Source organism: Caldichromatium japonicum, from assembly GCF_011290485.1.
GTDB classification, from domain to species: domain Bacteria; phylum Pseudomonadota; class Gammaproteobacteria; order Chromatiales; family Chromatiaceae; genus Thermochromatium; species Thermochromatium japonicum.
Window position 1 is genome coordinate 1457380 of record NZ_CP048029.1, and the last position, 18486, is coordinate 1475865.

At 59.9% G+C, this 18486-nt stretch carries 19 protein-coding genes and 1 pseudogene; 8 read left to right on the forward strand and 12 right to left on the reverse strand.

What is annotated here, in order from left to right; all coding sequences use genetic code 11:
- Nucleotides 1-144: 144 nt before the first annotated feature.
- Nucleotides 145-351, forward strand: a complete 207-nt coding sequence (locus GWK36_RS07125) for a hypothetical protein (protein ID WP_166270554.1) — start codon at nucleotides 145-147, stop codon at nucleotides 349-351.
- Here GWK36_RS07125 and GWK36_RS07130 read toward each other — a convergent pair.
- Genes GWK36_RS07130 through GWK36_RS07145 form a run of 4 tightly spaced genes read right to left on the reverse strand, consistent with a single transcriptional unit; the run spans nucleotide 305 to nucleotide 4923 of the window.
- Nucleotides 305-910 (reverse strand): biliverdin-producing heme oxygenase, encoded by a 606-nt coding sequence (locus GWK36_RS07130; protein ID WP_166270555.1) that lies wholly within the window; start codon nucleotides 908-910, stop codon nucleotides 305-307. The two genes, GWK36_RS07125 and GWK36_RS07130, sit on opposite strands and share 47 nt — an antisense overlap.
- Nucleotides 907-1794, reverse strand: a complete 888-nt coding sequence (murI, locus tag GWK36_RS07135; protein WP_166270556.1) for a glutamate racemase — start codon at nucleotides 1792-1794, stop codon at nucleotides 907-909. Before murI ends, GWK36_RS07130 begins: the two co-directional genes overlap by 4 nt.
- Nucleotides 1791-2411, reverse strand: coding sequence for a response regulator transcription factor (locus tag GWK36_RS07140; RefSeq protein WP_166270557.1), 621 nt, complete (start codon nucleotides 2409-2411; stop codon nucleotides 1791-1793). The genes murI and GWK36_RS07140 overlap by 4 nt, the downstream gene beginning before the upstream one ends.
- On the reverse strand, nucleotides 2401-4923 hold the full coding sequence (locus tag GWK36_RS07145) for an ATP-binding protein (RefSeq protein ID WP_343033156.1): 2523 nt from the start codon (nucleotides 4921-4923) through the stop codon (nucleotides 2401-2403). The genes GWK36_RS07140 and GWK36_RS07145 overlap by 11 nt, the downstream gene beginning before the upstream one ends.
- Nucleotides 4924-5116: 193 nt before the next feature.
- On the opposite strand from GWK36_RS07145, the gene GWK36_RS07150 reads away from it, so the two are divergent.
- Complete coding sequence (locus GWK36_RS07150) at nucleotides 5117-5596, forward strand: RDD family protein (protein WP_166270559.1); 480 nt, start codon at nucleotides 5117-5119, stop codon at nucleotides 5594-5596.
- Here GWK36_RS07150 and lptG read toward each other — a convergent pair.
- Nucleotides 5580-6644: an LPS export ABC transporter permease LptG gene (gene lptG / locus GWK36_RS07155; RefSeq protein ID WP_166270560.1), complete on the reverse strand. Its 1065-nt coding sequence runs from the start codon at nucleotides 6642-6644 to the stop codon at nucleotides 5580-5582. The two genes, GWK36_RS07150 and lptG, sit on opposite strands and share 17 nt — an antisense overlap.
- Before the next feature lie 556 nt (nucleotides 6645-7200).
- Between lptG and GWK36_RS07160 the strand changes: the two genes are divergently transcribed.
- Nucleotides 7201-7707: a transposase gene (locus GWK36_RS07160; protein ID WP_166270561.1), complete on the forward strand. Its 507-nt coding sequence runs from the start codon at nucleotides 7201-7203 to the stop codon at nucleotides 7705-7707.
- 7 nt (nucleotides 7708-7714) lie between these two features.
- Here the strand turns inward: GWK36_RS07160 and GWK36_RS07165 are convergent, their stop codons facing one another.
- Complete coding sequence (locus GWK36_RS07165) at nucleotides 7715-8422, reverse strand: cache domain-containing protein (protein WP_166270562.1); 708 nt, start codon at nucleotides 8420-8422, stop codon at nucleotides 7715-7717.
- A gap of 774 nt (nucleotides 8423-9196) precedes the next feature.
- Between GWK36_RS07165 and GWK36_RS07170 the strand changes: the two genes are divergently transcribed.
- From GWK36_RS07170 to GWK36_RS07185, 4 genes are all read left to right on the forward strand, one after another.
- Entirely contained in the window at nucleotides 9197-10207 is a 1011-nt protein-coding gene (locus GWK36_RS07170; protein WP_166270563.1) for a class 1 fructose-bisphosphatase, read from the forward strand.
- A 23-nt stretch (nucleotides 10208-10230) separates the two neighbouring features.
- A complete protein-coding gene (locus tag GWK36_RS07175; protein ID WP_166270564.1) occupies nucleotides 10231-10950 on the forward strand; it encodes a Crp/Fnr family transcriptional regulator in 720 nt (239 codons plus the stop codon).
- A 124-nt stretch (nucleotides 10951-11074) separates the two neighbouring features.
- The gene (locus GWK36_RS07180; RefSeq protein WP_166270565.1) at nucleotides 11075-12118 is read left to right on the forward strand and encodes a cytochrome-c peroxidase; all 1044 of its coding nucleotides are present in this window, start codon (nucleotides 11075-11077) and stop codon (nucleotides 12116-12118) included.
- A gap of 343 nt (nucleotides 12119-12461) precedes the next feature.
- On the forward strand, nucleotides 12462-13109 hold the full coding sequence (locus GWK36_RS07185; RefSeq protein ID WP_166270566.1) for a CDGSH iron-sulfur domain-containing protein: 648 nt from the start codon (nucleotides 12462-12464) through the stop codon (nucleotides 13107-13109).
- 265 nt (nucleotides 13110-13374) lie between these two features.
- On the opposite strand, the pseudogene GWK36_RS07190 reads toward GWK36_RS07185, so the two are convergent.
- Together GWK36_RS07190 and GWK36_RS14910 are read right to left on the reverse strand one after the other, a co-directional pair.
- Nucleotides 13375-13983 (reverse strand): annotated as a pseudogene (locus GWK36_RS07190) (transposase); the annotation flags it as partial.
- A gap of 175 nt (nucleotides 13984-14158) precedes the next feature.
- Nucleotides 14159-14494: a helix-turn-helix domain-containing protein gene (locus GWK36_RS14910; RefSeq protein ID WP_210756890.1), complete on the reverse strand. Its 336-nt coding sequence runs from the start codon at nucleotides 14492-14494 to the stop codon at nucleotides 14159-14161.
- Between the two features lie 230 nt (nucleotides 14495-14724).
- On the opposite strand from GWK36_RS14910, the gene GWK36_RS07200 reads away from it, so the two are divergent.
- Nucleotides 14725-15543 carry an IS630 family transposase gene (locus tag GWK36_RS07200; RefSeq protein ID WP_166270568.1) on the forward strand — a complete coding sequence of 273 codons (819 nt, stop codon included), beginning with the start codon at nucleotides 14725-14727 and terminating at the stop codon, nucleotides 15541-15543.
- Nucleotides 15544-15813: 270 nt separating this feature from the next.
- On the opposite strand, the gene GWK36_RS07205 is transcribed toward GWK36_RS07200, so the two are convergent.
- From GWK36_RS07205 to GWK36_RS14915, 4 genes are all read right to left on the reverse strand, one after another.
- Nucleotides 15814-16578, reverse strand: coding sequence for an alpha/beta fold hydrolase (locus tag GWK36_RS07205; protein ID WP_166270569.1), 765 nt, complete (start codon nucleotides 16576-16578; stop codon nucleotides 15814-15816).
- Between the two features lie 112 nt (nucleotides 16579-16690).
- Nucleotides 16691-17563 (reverse strand): TauD/TfdA family dioxygenase, encoded by an 873-nt coding sequence (locus GWK36_RS07210; RefSeq protein ID WP_166270570.1) that lies wholly within the window; start codon nucleotides 17561-17563, stop codon nucleotides 16691-16693.
- Complete coding sequence (locus tag GWK36_RS07215; RefSeq protein WP_166270571.1) at nucleotides 17560-17949, reverse strand: VanZ family protein; 390 nt, start codon at nucleotides 17947-17949, stop codon at nucleotides 17560-17562. The genes GWK36_RS07210 and GWK36_RS07215 overlap by 4 nt, the downstream gene beginning before the upstream one ends.
- A 108-nt stretch (nucleotides 17950-18057) precedes the next feature.
- Complete coding sequence (locus GWK36_RS14915; protein ID WP_246237813.1) at nucleotides 18058-18465, reverse strand: RNA-guided endonuclease InsQ/TnpB family protein; 408 nt, start codon at nucleotides 18463-18465, stop codon at nucleotides 18058-18060.
- Between the last annotated feature and the right edge of the window lie 21 nt (nucleotides 18466-18486).

An 18486-nucleotide genomic window follows, 5' to 3' on the forward strand; every position in this document is an offset into this window, starting at 1 on the left:
GAGATTGCTGCCGTTTGCGGCGCGCGAAGAGCGGCGGCGTAGCTGGAGGTATGAAGCGATAGGCGCGCAGAGGGGATTGTTGGGCGCAGGGGTGTTCGACATCTGCAAAGGCTATGGGCGCGAAGGGGCCCAAGGGCAAGGGGGGTGGGCGCAAGGTGGGCGAGAAGCGGGCGCTCTTATGCGCCGGCGATCAAGACGCCCGAGATTCGCGTCACGCACCGTCGCGAAGGCCTGTCGGTGATCTCGACGGTGGCCAACCGCGGCAAGGTGCGTCGGAAGGCGTTCGCGGGGGCGATGAACGCAATCACGGCTGCAGTTTTACCAGTTCGAGACAACGATAGATATGGCTGAAGATCTCGAGCGCACCGGCAATGACCCGCTCTGGGACCAAGAGACCCTCAGCGGCGGATTCATTCAGCCCGGTCGTAAAAATACGCCAGGCGGCAGCGGTTTGCAAACCATGAAAATCGAGGAGGCGGGTGCCGCCCACGGTGTCGCCGAGCCGCCGACGCAGATGGCGGGCAATGGTGTGTCCACCCAGGGTCGAGCCCTCGACGACATACAGCCCGCCGATGGCATAACTGAGGTCTACAGGTAGCAACGGCGGAGGGATCACCCCTATCTGGTGGGGACGCCAGAGCAGCCCTTGCTCTCTGAGGTCCTCGATAAGGGCGGGCAACTTCGGACGTAGACCCAGACGTGTGCGTATGGCGTCATCGATCTGGCTATAGAGCATCTCTTCGATCGGGGCATGGATGCTGGCAATCACCCGCAGATAGCGGCGGTAATCCTCCAGGGTTACGCCCTCCGAGACCAGGGATGCCATCAGATCAAGGCGTTCGACCTCAGCGTGGATGGAGGCCGTGGCTCGGCGCAAGGCAAGCGCCAGATCGATCGGTGGTTCAGTCATGAGGGGATCTCCAAGGCCAATCCGCTACCGATCCATCGAGACTCTAGCTGAGCGCCGGCCTCCCATTGGCCTAATTCGAACGCATCGCCCCAAATCCAGGCGATGAGCGGACGCACTTGGCCAGGGTTGGCGCTAGTCCAGAATAGCTCTCGCCCTACCCTGCCGGCAGGTGCCAGTATGCCGCTTTCAGACAAACGTCGCTGAACCTGACGGGCCACTGCTGCACCCGAGTCTAGGATCAGGATCTGGGGGCCGGCGAGTGCCTGGATTACCGGGCGCAGCAGCGGATAATGGGTACAGCCCAGCACCAGGGTATCGGCGCAATGGGCGAGCAACGGCTCGAGATAATCCTCCAGCAGGGCACAGGTCGCGGGGCCATCGAGGTCTCCGGATTCGATGCGCTCGACCAGGCCTGGACAGGGTTGGAGCAGGATCTTGGACTGGCCGGCGAAACGCTCGACCAACTGAGCTAGATTGGGACTTTCCAAGGTCCGGCGAGTGGCCAAGACCCCGATCACGCCCGAGCGTGTGCGCTCGACCGCCGGCTTGATCGCCGGTTCCATCGCAATCACCGGGATGGGATAATGCGCGCGCAATAGTTGTACAGCCGCGCCCGTAGCAGTGTTACAAGCAACTACGATCGCCTTCGCGCCCTGTCCAAGCAGAAACTCGGTGATCGCCAGGGCGCGAGCGGCGATCACCGCAGATGGCTTGTCGCCATATGGGGCATAGGCCGAGTCGGCGACATACAATAGATCCTCTGCGGGCAGGAGCCGGCGGATCTCGCGCAAGACCGTCAGCCCGCCAACCCCCGAATCGAAGACACCAATAGGCGCATCAGCGTTTGGACTAGAGGAGAAAAGGGCGTCTGACACCAGGCTCATCCTAGGGACCTCGGGTCTGCGAGCAGGACCATACGCACCAGGTCAGCCAGCGACTCGGCCTGCATCTTTTCCATTACCCGCGCCCGATGGACCTCGACCGTTTTGGTGCTGACCCCAAGCAGGGCGGCGATGTCTTTGTTGGACTTGCCCTCGGTCACCATCACCATGACCTCGTGCTCGCGTGGGGTCAATTCTGCTAGACGACGGATGGTCTCGGCGCGGGCCAGGCGCTCGTTACGCAACCGTTGATCATGGTCGAGTGCCTGGCGGATGCTGCGCAAGAGGTCTTCATCATGAAATGGCTTCTCGATGAAATCGAGCGCGCCCGCTTTCATCGCTCGCACCGCCATCGCAATATCGCCGTGACCGGTAATCAGGATCACCGGAATCCCGAAACCTTCGCGGGCGAGCAGCGTTTGCAGTTCAAGCCCGCTCATCCCCGGCATGCGCACATCGAGCAATAAACAGCCGGCGCGTCCAGGATAATAATCGGCCAAAAAGGCGCTGGCCGAGGCATAGGTCTTGACCGGCAGACCTGTCGATTCGATCAGCCATTGCAGCGAGGTGCGCATGGCCTCGTCATCATCGACGACGAATACGGTGGGTTCAGCGGTCATCTCGTTCATCCACAGGGTTGGCCAGCGCCTGCGCGGGCACTGGCGCAAGCGGCAAGCGGATATGAAAGGTCGCGCCCTGCTCAGGGATCGATTCGGCCCAGATCCGCCCCTCATGATTTTCGATGATGGTCTGGCTAATGGCTAGCCCCATCCCCATGCCACCTGTCTTGGTCGTCACAAAGGGCGCAAAGACCTTCGGACACTGTTCGGGATCGATCCCTGGTCCGGTGTCGGCGACGGCAAGACGCGCCCAAGCACCCTCACGCCAGGTCCTGATGCCAAGGCGCCTTGCACCTGCCGGGCATGATTCCATGGCATCGAGCGCATTGGTGACCAGGTTGAGTAAGACCTGTTCAATCTGCACCACATCGACAAGGACCTTCAGGGGTTCAGGCAAAAGCTCGAGCGCAACCCCAACCCCTAGCTGGTTGATCTCAAACGCCAGAAAGGTGCAGACCTCGTGCACCAGCTGATTGAGATCGGCCTCGGCCCGTACCGGTGGCTGTTTGCCGACCAAGGCGCGCAGACGCTTGATAATCTCGCTGGCCCGCTGGGCCTGGGCAATGATCTGATGCATGGCCTCGATCAATTCTTCGGGCCGGCCCTGACCAGTGTGCAGGCGGCGACTACAACCATTGGCATAGTTGATGACGGCAGATAGCGGCTGATTGAGCTCATGCGCCATGCCGGTGGCGATCTCGCCTAGGGTACTCAAGCGGCAGACATGGACCAATGCGGCCTGATGTTGGCGGGCCTCTTGTTCAGCGCGACGTACAGCGGTGATATCGCGCGCATAGATGTTGACATAGCCAAGATCGCGGATCGGCGCAAGCAGTATGGCATAAATCTGGCCACCGACCTCGAGCTCGCGCTCCAATGGCCGACCGAGCACCAAGGCGGCTTTGACTGCATCCGCCCAATCTTCAGGCAGCAACCAGCCCGTCTCGCTGCCCCAAGCGCGCACGATCGTATGGCTGGCTGGATTGGCATAGACCAATGATCCCGTCGCGCTGACCCGCAGGATGGGGTTGGGGCTTTCGCTCGCCAGACGCGCCAGACTCTTGATCTCCTGTTCAGCTTGCTTGCGGCTGCTGATGTCATGGATATACAGGGTAAAAAAACGTGCGCCGACCTGCTCGATGGGCGCGATTGAAAGCTCGACCGGAATCTCACGTCCTGCCGCGTCCAAGGCAAGCAATTCCTCCCGCCCTTGAGGGGCAAGATAGCGGTGTAGCGAGCGGTCAAGCAGACGCCTAAAGGCCGGGCGGGCAAGATCGGCCAAGAAACGTTCGGCAAAGATCACGCCCAGGGCTTGGGAACGTTCGATACCGAATAGACGTTCGGCTGCGGGGTTATATTCGATGATTCGCCCGTCATGATCCAGGGTCACAATGGCGTCGAGCGATGCCTCCATCATCGCTGCCTTGAGCGCCTCACGCTCGCGCAATTCTGCCTGATAGCGCCGGCTCATCTCCTCGCGCGCCGCGAGTACGAGCTGGGTAAAATGCTGAATCCATTCCTCAAGCAGGATGAGCTGGTTGCCCGCACGTGCAAACCCCGGTTCTGGGATGCCCAAGGCACGCTGGGCGAAGCGGGTCATCCGCTTGAGGATGCTGTTAAGCCGCGCTGAGACCAGATAAAAGAGAGCGGTAAAGACCAGGACAAAGACGACAGCGGCATAAAAGCGCTGACGGCGTTCGAAGATACGCACGTGGTGCGACATTTTTTCCACCCGCGCCTGAGAGACCAGGGTCGCAAACGACAGCTTGGAATCCGGCGCGATATAGTCATCCAATGACTGTGCTGTAATCACATAGCTCGCGGCCCAGTCGGACAGATGCGAAGCCACGGGTATGGCTTGGGGATCAAGGCTAGCAAGCAGGCGCTGATCGGTGTCATCGACCAGGGCTACAGCAGCGCTCCCAACATCCAGTCCATGCTGCGATGCAGCAAGCAGGGCGGCATCGATCGGTACGATTGCCACGAGATAGCCGATCTCTTTGCCCGGGGCATCCTTGATTGCCTCGGCCACGACCAGATAGAGCTGTTGTGCCAAACGCTCGATGAGGATAGATCCGGGGTGCGCTCCAAACCAGCGTTTTGGGGCCCGGCCCTGCAGATCCAGGGCGATAGGAACGGTGCTGGTTTGAAAGATCTCCCAGATAGCCCCATCCAGACCGGTCAACAAGAGATGCGTAGGCGGATTGAGACCGTCGCGCATGAAGGGCTCACTAAGCCAATCTGGATAAGCGCCTCGATGGATGGTTGGCTGAGTAGCACCAGAGCCTGCCAGCCAGTCACTGCCCTGCAGATAATCGGAAAGCCAGCGAGTGTGGGCCAACAGACGTATGACCGCAGCATAGCTGGCGAGATAGCGCTCAAACCGGATCAGGCTCTCGCGCGCGCGCAGCTTAAGCTGTACCGCAAGCTCGCGATCAAAGATCTTATCGACCTGGCGGCCTTGGATCTGATCGAGCGCCGCCCAGACAGCAAGCCCAGTGGCCAATCCCACGCCGACAGCGATCCAAGGCAGGGGAACCCGTCGCAAAAGACGGACGAGAAATGGTTTAATACGTATCCGCGCTGCGCCCATCGCCTATTGGCGATCCCCCGCCTGATCGCTCAAGCGCAACGTAATCGCCCGCGCAGTGGTCTGCTGCAGGGCCAGTTTCCCCAAAAACCATTGAGCCGACGTCAACACAACCATGTCATTTCACCTTTCGCGAGCCAAAAAACCTTCAATCCTGCGCCGTCTCGGCGCCTTCTTCTACGATATGCTCCTGCTGCTAGCGATCTTGATGATCGCCAATGCCATCATCGTGATCCCCTACGAGGTGATCAACGGCCACCCGCTATATGAGCATTTGCTCCCCTTGACCCTGATGCGCTTGTATCTGCTCACTGTAATCGGTGGGTTTTATGTCTATTTCTGGACCCATGGCGGCCAGACCCTAGGGATGCGGGCCTGGCGTTTGATGGTGGTCAGCCAAGATGGCGGGCCGGTGCGTTTCGATGCTGCAGTCAAGCGCTTTGCCTGGTCGATCGTCAGCCTCATCCCGCTGGGCTTAGGGCTGTGGTGGAGTCTGTTCAATCGGGACCGACTGGCCTGGCATGACAGCAAATCGAACACCCGCGTCATCCTGCTCGATAAGGAATCAGCAGGTCAGCCTACCCCAGCCGTCTAAGTAGGATCAGAGCGGTAGTACACAGGAGCACCGGCGGGGCTAGAGCAGCCAGCGCCGGGCTCATCCCTAGCAGAAGGGACGCATAGGCTAGGGTACGACTGATCAAGTAGTAGATCAGCCCGATCAGGGTAGCAACCAGCATCCTTCGCCCGAGGCCCACGGTGCGTGCCGACCCTAGCAACAAGGGGATGGCAACCAAGATCATCGACAGCGACACCAGGGGATGTAACACCTTATTCCAAAAGGCGACTTCATAGACCCGGGCATCTTGTTTATTGATCTTCATAAAATCGATATAGGCATAGAGCCCCCAGACGGGCAAGGCCTGAGGATCGGCGATAATGACCCGCAGGAGTCCAGGATCGATCATGGACTCCCATTCAGTGCGATCGAGATGTTCGACCCTGACCCCTTCAGCGCTGACCAGGCTGCGCGCGATCCCCTCCAACACCCACCGGCCATTCTGATAACTGGCCCCCTCGGCATAGGTAGACTCCAGCACCCCCTTCACTGGATCGATCCGATAGATCGAGATATCGCGCAGGTGGGTTCCAGAGCGGATCTCGCGGATATTGACATAGGCCCCCTTGTCGATAGCCCAAAGGCCATAGGGCGTCAATTGTGCGGCCTCACCTGAAAGCGCCTGGCGTTTGAGTTCTACCCCGCGTTGTTCCGCACTGGGGGCAATCAGCTCCCCCAGCGCGAACACCACGAGCGCAAGGACGAGTCCACCTAACAAGGCCGCCCCCGTCAGTTGGCCGACCGAGACGCCAGCCGCCCGCAGTGCGACAAGTTCCGACCGGCTCGCCAATGCGCCCAACCCGAGCAGCGCCCCGATCAGGGTCGAGATGGGAAAGATCTGATAGAGATAACGCGGCAGACGCAGCAGCATAAAGAGCAAGGCCTCAGCAGGGCCATAGTCGCCCCTACCGATGGCATCGAGTTCATCGGCCAGCAGCAACACCCCAAGCAACGGCAGGAGAGCACCCAGGGTCAGTAGGGTCCCCCTGATTACCGAACCCGCTAGATAACGATCGATGATGCGCATCTACGCCTAATCCATGGCCGCCCACCCGACGATCTGGCGTTGGCCCTTGGAGAACTCCACGCCAACCTCCAGCACCTTGACATTTGAGGCCGATACTTCGCCGCATAGTCGCGGGCCTGAAGCGACGTCCATGCCTCGCCGGTCGGTTGGTCGCCTTCAATGACCTTGAACCCAAAGATCCAAATAAGATCCCCACGGATTGTGAGATCACATTGCCCCTGCTTGGAAACATCCTCAGCGAGGCTGTCTAGCCCCATGGCGGCCAGATGGCTGTCAAAGACACTGGCGTAATCTGTTGCGGAGCGGGATAGCGGAGGCATGTCTCAATCATACATGACAACGACATAAAACATGGCCGGCATTGCGTTTTTATTGATAAGAAACACATGCTTTTGAAATTAAGTGAGCTGTCCTGATGTCGTGGGCATGGAAAGACGAGACATGAGATTGCTGTCGTTTGCGGCGCGCGAAGAGCGGCGGCGTGGCTGGAGGTATGAAGCGATAGGCGCGCAGAGGGGATTGTTGGGCGCATGGGTGTTCGACATCTGCAAACGCTATGGGCGCGAAGGGGCCCAAGGGCTCAAGGACGAGAAGCGGGCGCTCTTATGCGCCGGCGATCAAGACGCCCGAGATTCGCGTCACGCACCGTCGCGAAGGCCTGTCGGTGATCTCGACGCTGACCAACCGCGGAAAGGTGCGTCGGAAGGCGTTCGCGGGGGCGATGAACGCCGACATCCTGATCGACTTCATGAAGCGGCTCGTCAAGGACGCCAGGGGCAAGAAGATCTTCCTCATCCTCGACAACCTGCGCGTGCATCACACCAAGCCGGTCAAGGCCTGGCTGGCTGCATGCGCCAATCAAATCGAGGCCTCCTCCCTCCCCTCCTACAGCCCAGCACTGAACCCCAACGAGATGCTCAAGGCCACCATCACCGCGCAGGCGCCCTCCCGCGCCAAGGGCGATCTGAAGAAGGCGACCGTCAGCCACCTGCGCCGCCTTCTCAATTCCCCCCAACGCGTCATGCGCTACTTCCAGCATCCCAAGCTCCATGATGCCGCGTAATACAAGTTCATTGGTTTCGGATTAATAACAGGCGCACCTGCCAGATTTTCCCCAAAAAGAGCGTCAAGAGCAGTCCAGACGTGAAGAGCACGAGGGCAAGCAGTAAGAGGCGGGTGAGGATCGGTGAGGCAATCTCCTCTTCCGCTACGGCAGTGATCAAATACCAGTCAGAGATAGGGATCGTGGAGAGGTAGCCGACACGACGTAGCATCGAGTGGCCAAAGGTAAAAAAGCCCTCCGGCTCGATCGTGGGGTTCTCGCCGAGAAGCTCCGAAAGGTGTTTTCCGATCCATTCAGAGTCAAGGTGGACCAGGATGGTGAAGTTGCGGTCGACGATGAAACTTTCTGTGCTCCGATAGATGCCTGAGCGGCAGATGAGCTCCTGTGAGATCGCCTCAGTGAAGCTATCGAGTGAAATCACGCCGGTGTAGCCACGTGTTGGACTGGTCAGGATGTGGGCGGTGGACAGGATGCGTTCGTGCGTCTTCGCTTCCCGATAGAGGAGACCGACAATCATCTTTCCCGGTTCGGGGTTGTCCATGATCGCCCGATACCAGGGTCGAACCCGCGGGTCGTAGCCAGGTGGCGGTTCGTAATCGTTGATGTGGAGGATGCCGTCGATGTAGCCCGAATAGATGTAATAGATGTTGGGGTTGTGTTTTTGACTTCGCGGTAGATCCGCAGGACCTCCTTTTTCCCGGCTTCGTCCAGCCACGCGGCCTCGGCAATTTGGGGTAGGATAGAAAGCAGTTGCGCGGTGTTGCGCAATTCGCGAAAGTAGCCATCAACAAAGGTAGCGGTCGCCTGGTTACGCTCTTTGAGGTATTGCTTGGCACGATCGTACTGCTCGGGAAAATAGAGACAGCGCGATTGCTCTGGCTAAAACAAGGGTAAGAAAAAACGCCATGAGGAAAACGGTGAGCGCAATCGTGCGCTGCAACCGTTTTCGCGTACCCGAACCGGCGACGTGACAGAATATCGGAGCCATGCTCCGCATCTCGTGGTACACTGTAGGCCGCACACTGACCCCAGAGAGGCCGCCACGCATCGTCCGCATCGACAGTGCGCCTCAGGGCGACCAGGACGCTGCTAAGGGTGTCTAACACATCCATACCGTCGACTGCGTTACCCAATGGGAAGATGGTCGCCACCTGCGAGAAGATCGCGGAAGTTTATCCCCTGACCGTCGTCGTAGCGCTCTCGACGCCTTTGCGTTCCGCATCCTGGGCTTTCATGCCGACAATGGCCCAAAATACATCAAGCACAGGGTCGCCTGCATGCTCGATAAGCTGGTGGTGGAGTTTAGTGCAATTGTGTCTGCACCATTCCAACAACCATGGTCTGGCAGAAACCAAGAACGGGGCAATCATCCGCAAGCACCTGGGCTGCAGCCACATCCTGCAGCGCTTTTGGTTTTGGGATTGGGGCGTGGGCCTTATACTGTGCGGTCAATCGCTCTCATCCAAACCTATCCAAGACGAGGAGACCCATGCACAACGGCATCAGCCTAACCCAATTCATCATCGAGGAGCAGCGCCATATCCCAGGCGCGACGGGCGATTTCACCTCGCTGCTCAATGATATTGTCACCGCCTGCAAGGTGATCAGCAACCTGGTCAACCACGGTGCCCTGGTCGGTATCTTGGGCACCGCCGGCACCGAGAACGTCCAGGGAGAGGTGCAGAAAAAGCTTGATGTCCTCTCTAATGAGATCTTCATCAAATCTAACGAATGGGCGGGGCACTTGGCGGCCATGGCCTCAGAGGAGATGGACAGCATCTATCCCATCCCAGATAAATATCCGCGCGGCAAATATCTCCTGACCTTCGACCCGCTCGACGGCTCATCCAACATCGATGTCAATGTCTCAGTAGGGACCATTTTCTCGATCCTGCGGCGGCCAGGCGGCGGCGAGGTCAGCGAGCGCGATTTCCTCCAGGCCGGTACCCAGCAAGTGGCCGCCGGCTATGCCATCTACGGCCCGGCTACCATGCTGGTGCTCACCACTGGCAACGGGGTCAATGGCTTTACTCTGGATCAAAACATCGGCGAGTTCATCCTGACCCATCCCAAGATGCAGATCCCTGCTGATACCTCTGAGTTTGCGATCAATATGTCTAACATGCGCTTCTGGGAGCCACCGGTGCGCCGCTATGTCCAGGAATGTCTGGATGGCAAGGAGGGGCCGCGCGCTAAGGACTTCAATATGCGCTGGATCGCTTCCATGGTCGCCGATGTTCATCGCATCCTCACCCGCGGAGGGGTCTTCATGTATCCCATCGACGCCAAGATCAAAGCCAAGGGCGAGACCGGCAGGCTGCGCCTGCTCTATGAGGCCAACCCTATGTCCTTCATCGTCGAGCAGGCGGGCGGCGGGGCCATCACCGGACGTGAGCGCATCCTCGAGGTCCAGCCCGAATCCCTCCATCAGCGCGTCCCCGTGGTCCTGGGTTCCAAGAACGAGGTCGAGCGCATCCTGGCCTATCACCAGGAGGGCTAGGGGGTTGGGCAGGGGGAGTGCGCATGCTCGATGAGCTGAGGCGCGCGCCTCTACTTGCGCGCCTTGAGCCACACCAGCTCGAGCGGGTTGCCCGGCATGCCAGACGGATCAGATTGGCCGCCGGGCAATGGCTCTTTCAACAAGGCGATCCGGCGGAGTGCTTTTATCTGCTCCTTGCCGGTCAGATCCGTCTCTTTCGCCTCTCGACCGAAGGTGGCGAAAAGGTCATCGAACTGGTCGGGCCCGGCCAAACCTTTGCCGAGGCCCTGATGTGTCTCAATGCCCCGCGCTATCCGGTCTGTGCGGCGGCACTCGTCGATTCAGAGTTGATTGCAATAGAGTCTGCCGATTTTAGGGCCATGCTGGGCGAATCGGTCGAGACCTGTTTTGTACTTCTCGGGACGCTGAGCCAGCGGCTGCGTGCGCTCATCGGCGAGATCGATGCTTTGAGTCTGCATACCGCGACTAGCCGGCTTGCGCGTTATCTTGCCCTGCGCCTGCTGCCAGGAACCGATACGCTTGAACTGCCGGTCCGCAAAGCGGTCTTGGCCTCGCGCCTGTCAATCCAGCCCGAAACCTTCTCGCGGGTCATCAAATCGCTCGTTGACCAGGCTATCATTCGGGTCGATGGCCACCGGGTCCAGGTGCGCGATCGGCGCGCGCTCTTTGCTCTGGCCGAATTGGCCGATCTCCTCGACCCCGAGGCCAGCATGCTTGGCCTGCCGGTTTTACATTCCACCTGAACGGACGTTCTGGCCCGAACCGGTGGGTGTATGCAGTGCGCAAGGCGCATCTACGTCTGTGGTTGGACTGAAGGCCGGCAGTCAGGGACCGCCATCGCCACCCAATCATTTAGGAGAGCCCCCCATGAGAGGTTCGTTCTTGCCATTGTTCCTGTTCGTCTTTCTGATCCAAGGCGCTGTGTTCGCCGACGACCAGGCGTTGCGGCAAAAGGCGCTGCAAGCGGGTCTGGCCCCCTTGCCGGCAGTGGCACCCGAGGCGGCAGACAATCCCGTCACCCCTCAGAAGATCCAGCTCGGCAAGCGGCTGTTCTTTGAGCCGCGGCTGTCCAAGAGCGGTCTGATCAGCTGCAATACCTGTCACAACCTGGGGATGGGCGGCGACGACAACCTGCCGACCTCCGTGGGTCACGGCTGGCATAAAGGACCGCGTAATGCCCCGACCGTCTATAATGCCGCCTTCAATCGCGCCCAGTTTTGGGATGGGCGCGCTAAGGACCTCGAGCAACAGGCCAAGGGCCCGATCCAGGCCGCCGCCGAGATGGCCAATACCCCCGACCAGGTCGTGCAGATGCTCAAAAGCATGCCTGAATATGTCGCCTGGTTCCGCGAGTCATTCCCCAGTGATCCAGACCCGGTCAACTTTGACAATGTCGTCAAGGCGATCGGGGCCTTTGAGTCCAAACTCATCACCCCAGGCGCCCCTTTCGATCGCTTCCTCAATGGTGCAGACAACGCGCTCAGCCCAGAACAAAAGGATGGCCTTGCGCTCTTCATCGATCGCGGTTGCACCGCTTGTCACAATGGAGTCAATGTCGGCGGTCAGGCCTATTTCCCCTTTGGTCTAATCAAACGTCCGGGCGCCGATATCCTGCCACCCGAGGACAAAGGGCGTTTTGCCATCACCCAATCGGCCTCGGATGAATATGTCTTTCGCGCCGCACCCCTGCGCAATGTCGCACTCACCGCACCCTATTTCCATTCAGGTCAGGTCTGGGACCTGAAACAGGCTGTCCTGGTGATGGGTGCAGCCCAGCTTGGCGCCGAACTAAGCGACGAAGAGGCGACCAAGATCGCCGCCTTCTTGGGATCACTCACTGGGGTAGCGCCCGAGATCATCTACCCCAAGCTTCCGGTCGAGACCGACGAGACCCCGCGTCCGCAGCTTTGAACAAAAAGGCAATGGGGTGCGCCATGCGCACCCTACGCCGACTTTAGCAGGTGTCTAGCCGAGCGATATGCTTGGGCAAGATCGCCGAGCGCATCGAGGCTGTCGGTGAAAAGTCTGTCTTGGATTCATCCACCTGCCGATCCATCTATCACCCGCTCCCCCAGAGTTACGAGTAGGCCTAGGGGAGATATTGATGAACCGCTGACCGTCATTTTGCCGCTCGTCATTCCGGCGAAGGCCGGAATCCAGAAAACATCAGCGGGATGCAGGAGGGTCGGAGCTGTGGCTGCAAATGCATCACTGCTTACCAAGTTCTCCATCCATCAACCAAGGTTTTGAACCGATGAGCAAACCGATCATCCGTTATGCAGGCCAAGAGATCGAGGTGACCTGGGATGGGCGCCTGTGTATTCATATCGGCGAGTGCGTGTGTGCCGAGGGTGAGCTCTTTGTGAGTGGACGCGACCCCTGGTGTCAGCCAGACCTGGTCAGCCGCGAGCAGGTGCGCGCCATCATCGAACGCTGTCCGACCGGCGCCCTGAGCTATACCGATAAGACCGGTGAGCCCGAGACGGCGCCGCCTGAGAATCGCGTCCTAGTGGCCAACGACGGCCCGCTATATTTCAGCGGCGAGCTTGCAATCGAGGGGGCGCCCGAGGACATGCCCGGGGTGCAACGACGCGCGGCCCTGTGTCGCTGTGGGGCATCCAAGAACAAGCCATTCTGCGACAACAGTCACCGCGAGGCCGGTTTCAAGGATGCCGGCGCCGTGGGGTCACAAGGCACGGGCCTGCAAGAATGCGGCGGACCGCTCAAGGTGCGGGTGATCCCCAACGGCCCGCTCAAAACCGAGGGTAATCTGTCCATCTATACCGGTGCGGGTCGTCTGGCCTGGGAGGGGACGCAAACGGCCCTCTGCCGTTGCGGTGCCTCCAAAAACAAACCCTTCTGCGACGGCACCCATCGCGAGATCGGATTCAAGACCGACTGAGGGGTCCAATTGATGTGGAGAGGTAGGGTGCGCAGTGTACACCCTACCTTTTTCCGCCACGGGTGACAGTCCTCAACCTGCAGTGATCAACTGCGCCTGCCCGCATTCACCGGCGATAAGGGTCTCATAAGGCTCGACAACAGGAGCAACCCCAAGGTTGAGCTGCACACGATCAGAATGCAGGCCAGCGGCAAACAAACCATTTTTGGTCTATGCTCTGGCTCACCTCGATGATATTAATTGATCCGAAGCCTATGAATTTGTATTACGTGGCATCATGGAGCTTGGGATGCTGGAAGTAGCGCATGATGCGTTGGGGGGAATTGAGAAGGCGGCGCAGGTGGCTGACGGTCGCCTTCTTCAGATCGCCCTTGGCGCGGGAGGGCGCCTGCGCGGTGATGGTGGCCTTGAGCATCTCGTTGGGGTTCAGTGCCGGGCTATAGGGGAGGGAGGAGGCCTCGATTTGATTGGCGCATGCAGCCAGCCACGCCTTGACTGGCTTGGTGTGATGCACGCGCAGGTTGTCGAGGATGAGGAAGATCTTCTTGCCCCTGGCGTCCTTGACGAGCCGCTTCATGAAGTCGATCAGGATGTCGGCGTTCATCGCCCCCGCGAACACCTTCCAAGGCACCTTGCCCTCGGCCTTGGCGCGCCGGGCAATGTCCGGGTAGGTCTCCTCAAGCCACGTCTTGCCCGCCGGCGGGCTTTGCTCATAGGCGCGCCGAATCGGTTTCTGGGGCGTCAATCCCCAGCGCACCAAGTACTTGCCCTCCCCCTGCGGCCTGAGCTCGATGCCAAAACGGTCGAGGATCAACTGCCACAGCGCAAACGGCAGCTTCAGCTCATCCGGTGTCCCGTCGCACATGAGCTTGCGTATCTGGGCGTCCTGCTCCGCCAACAGCGCCCGCTTCTCACCCACCTTGCGCCCACCCCGCTTGCCCTTGGGCCCCTTCGCGCCCATAGCGTTTGCAGATGTCGAACACCCCTGCGCCCAACAATCCCCTCTGCGCGCCTATCGCTTCATACGTCCAGCCCCGACCTTGGCCGCCTCAACCTTGCAGGAAAGGCGTCTGCCTCGAATCCTGAGACGACGAAGCGCAGAGGAGATTCAACAGACTCGCCATTGGAAAGCCTGGCCGCCGCCTCAACGCCCAGGTCAACACCAGTCGTTTCATGCACCTGAGATAGAACGCAGCATCGACCACTTCAACCTGAATGGCGACGAACCAGCGTCCGCAGTACGCGAAACGGTCGCACCAAGAGTCTTGCCATTTCCACTCGGCAAGCGCCCAATTCCAGACACACCGCCCCGTGCCGCAGGCGCAGGTGAAGTAAACCGCCCGCTCAGGCGTCGGACAAAGGGCGATTTTGTGGGTCAGTTGCATGGCTTACTCGTTGGTGTTCTGTCGAACGCTAAACAATTTCGCTAGATTCATGAGCTAATCAGATTCAATCATGATCACTCATGACTCACCCCCTTTCTTATTGATAAGAAACACATGCTTTTGAAATTGAGTGAGCTGTCCAGATGTCGTGGGCATGGAAAGACGAGACATGAGATTGCTGTCGTTTGCGGCGCGCGAAGGGGCCCAAGGGAAAGGGGGGTGGGCGCAAAGTGGGTGAGAAGCGGGCGCTGTTGGCGGAGCAGGACGCCCAGATACGCAAGCTCATGTGCGACGGGACACCGGATGAGCTGAAGCTGCCGTTTGCGCTGTGGAGCCGGCAGGCGGTGCGGCAGTTGATCCTCGACCGTTTTGGCATCGAGCTCAGGCCGCAGGGGGAGGGCAAGTACATGGCGCGCTGGGGATTGACGCCCCAGAAACCGATTCGGCGCGCCTATGAGCAAAGCCCGCCGGCGGGCAAGACGTGGCTTGAGGAGATCTACCCGGACATTGCCCGGCGCGCCAAGGCCGAGGGCGCCGAAATCCACTGGGGCGATGAAACGGGGCTGCGCTCGGACGAGGTGCGCGGGCGCTCTTATGCGCCGGCGATCAAGACGTCCGAGATTCGCGTCACGCACCGTCGCGAAGGCCTGTCGGTGATCTCGACGCTGACCAACCGCGGAAAGGTGCGTCGGAAGGCGTTCGCGGGGGCGATGAACGCCGACATCCTGATCGACTTCATGAAGCGGCTCGTCAAGGACGCCAGGGGCAAGAAGATCTTCCTCATCCTCGACAACCTGCGCGTGCATCACACCAAGCCAGTCAAGGCGTGGCTGGCTGCATGCGCCAATCAAATCGAGGCCTCCTCCCTCCCCTATAGCCCGGCACTGAACCCCAACGAGATGCTCAAGGCCACCATCACCGCGCAGGCGCCCTCCCGCGCCAAGGGCGATCTGAAGAAGGCGACCGTCAGCCACCTGCGCCGCCTTCTCAATTCCCCCCAACGCATCATGCGCTACTTCCAGCATCCCAAGCTCCATGATGCCGCGTAATACAAGTTCATTGGTTTCGGATCAATAATGCCGCGCTCAACCTCAAACGGCTGGCAACCGCAACTGCCCTACCCGGGGCGAGTCCGTCCGGTAACGGCGGCGCTACAGCAGAGAGGGTCTCTGCCGTAGTCGGGAAAGTCACGCCTGTCAGAGACGAATGCACTCCGCATTTCGGGGCAGGAAGAGAATTGTGTGCACGTTTGTGCACTTTCTTGAGAGCAGATATAGGGTGGACGAGCGCAGCGAAGTCCACTTCCACCAAGCCAAGTCTCACAGGCCAAGGGCCTGCAAGATCTCCGGCCAGCGTTCGATCCAACCGCGCCGGTGATCGGTCCCGGCGATCATCTGGATATGGGCCTGCGGATAGTGCACCAGATAACGGGCTAGGGTGCTGGCCGGGACCTCTTGATCCTGCTCAGCGATGAGATGGAGCTGGCGGATGGTTGGAGGCAGGGGCGGTTGGTTGGAGGGATCCAGCGAACCGCTCAGCGGGCTATAGCCTCGATGCTTAGCCCAGGCTGCCACATCGAGATTGGCAGCCAGGGTGACCACGGTAGAGACCTCTGGCAGGCGGTAGGCAAGCAACACCGCCAGCACCCCTCCGCCGCTATGCCCGATCAGTATCAGTTCGCGTCCCGGCTGGGGCGGTAAGGCCTGTTGTATCGCCTGGGCAAGGCTTGCCACCACCTGTTCGCTATAGCGCCCGTGGGTCCACAACCAAGGTGTGCAACCTGGCGAACGCGCCAGGCCATGATAACAAGGGCGGCCGATCAGGATCGCTGGGTTTGGATCGCGCGCCATGAGCCTAAGGGCTAAGGGGGAAAAGGGTCCTGGGTCGGCGGCGATCTGAGTTCGCCCGATCCAAGGCCTACCGTCTCCCTCGAGATAAACATGGACGCGGGGTGCGGCGAGATCCCCATGCCAAAAGACCTTGTGTTGAAAGCCCAAGCCTTCGATCAGAGCCGAACCTACCCCCGGCGGGGTCTCGGGTACTGAGGCGCATCCCCCCAGCCCAGCCAGCAGGCCATAACTCAAACACGCCAGACGCCACCTGCCGCCCAATGGATCAGGCCTCGTCTTGAATACCCGAATCGGTGACCACGCCCCCTTGTCTGAGGCCTGTCCGCTATAGGCAACCGCGCCCCCTTCAGGTCCCCTGGATCCGGTCGTAATAGCGCGCCCGATAGAGCAGGCGCGGGGCGGGGCCATCGGTAAAGCCGGTGCGGGTGTGCAGGACATTGTTGCAGACCAGACCCCAGCCGGACTCCAGGCGCGCCTCGAAGGTCCAGGGGATGCCTTGTTGGAGTAATGATTTCAAGGCTGCGACCGCCTGCTGCGTCAAAGGGTCCTCGCGCCAGCGGATGTTGCGCGCGCGGTTGGTAAAGCGCATCTGCAGATGACCATCCGGATGGACCGCAAAGACCGGCCCTGAACGCTCGGGGCGAGGGATGTTTTCGTCGCTCTCGTTGGCGGGGATGGTCATGCACTCAGGGTGCATGAGCACACGGATGAACTCGGGGTCCTGATCGCGTAACAAGAGATAAACGATCTCCGGGTCGAGCAGACTGTTGGCACCCCCTATCTCGGCGGGTCGCACGCAATGCAGGATCAGGCCGCGGATCTGGCGCTCAGGTGGGTTGTAATAGCCGTCGGTATGCCAGGAGATGGGGAGATTGGAATACGGGATATAGTCGCGATGCCGCCGGTCGGTCTGGACGGTCAGCGAGGTGATGGCGTCCTCATCCGCACCTGGATTGTGATCAAGCCTCACCAGCCCTAGGCACCGACCCAGGGCGCGTGGGATCCCCTTATCGGGTTCGTCCCCGGTCTTACTGACATAGATCGCCATATTGGCCCGCCGGCAACGCTCTATGATCGCTGAACGCTCGGCCTCCGTTAGGCGACGCGGGTCGCAGACCTCGACGATCAACGGATCGATCTGGGTGGGCGCCTGATCGAGCTTATGCTCGCGCCAGCTTTGATAGGCAGATACATGATCGAGCGCAAAGGGGGTGTTCATCGTTTGGGTGTAATCCGCATAGATAGGGTGCGCAGATGCGGCCAAACCCTAGGCCGTGCGCGCTTGAGAGCCGGATAAAGGGCCAGACCCAATAGATCGGCCAGCAGATCAAACCAAGAGGCCTCGCGCTGAGGAAGCTCATATTGCAGCAACTCGATAAACGCCGCATAACAGATCAACCAGCCATAGCGTCTCCACGCCTGTTCTCGCCCCGGCCATCCCCCCTCGGCCAGCCAGGCCATGACCCAAAAGGCCAGGACATGATTGGCCTTGTCATAACCGAGCCCTGGTGTCGTTTTCATTGGCGTTAGGGCGAGATAGAGCACCACCAGTACACAAACGACCAAGACCAAGCGATAAAACCAGCGGATAGGGTGAGGGGGCATATCTCACATCAAGGCAGTGACAGCGCAGCGCTATTGTATCCCTTTTGCGGAGTGGATTGCTGAAGGATTGTCCAGCTCAACCGTCCCATCAGACTTACTCGTTCCTGCTCAAACGGGAACAAATCTGACTTCCTGCTTCATCGAGGCGGTTTCACGCACCAAGCACAAGCTTGGTGCGCCAGAGTCTTTCTCTCCACAGGCTTCAGGTTCGGCGGAACTCGCCGTAGGGCCGCTTAGGCGGGCCAGACCATTGGCCAGGATATTCCTGGCCGCATTCACGTCACGGTCGTGGGTTGTGCCACACTCAGGGCACGTCCAGCGCCTCACCGACAGCGGCATCTCCTCCATCACATGGCCGCACGCCGAGCACCGCTTGCTGCTTGGGTAGAAGCGATCTACTACCATCACCCACCCGCCACGCATCGCCGCCTTGTACTGCAGTTGCCGACGGAACTCGGTAACGCCCATATCGGCAATACTGCGGGCCAGATGCCGGTTGCGCGGCGTCCCGCGCACGTGCAGGTCTTCGATGCAGAT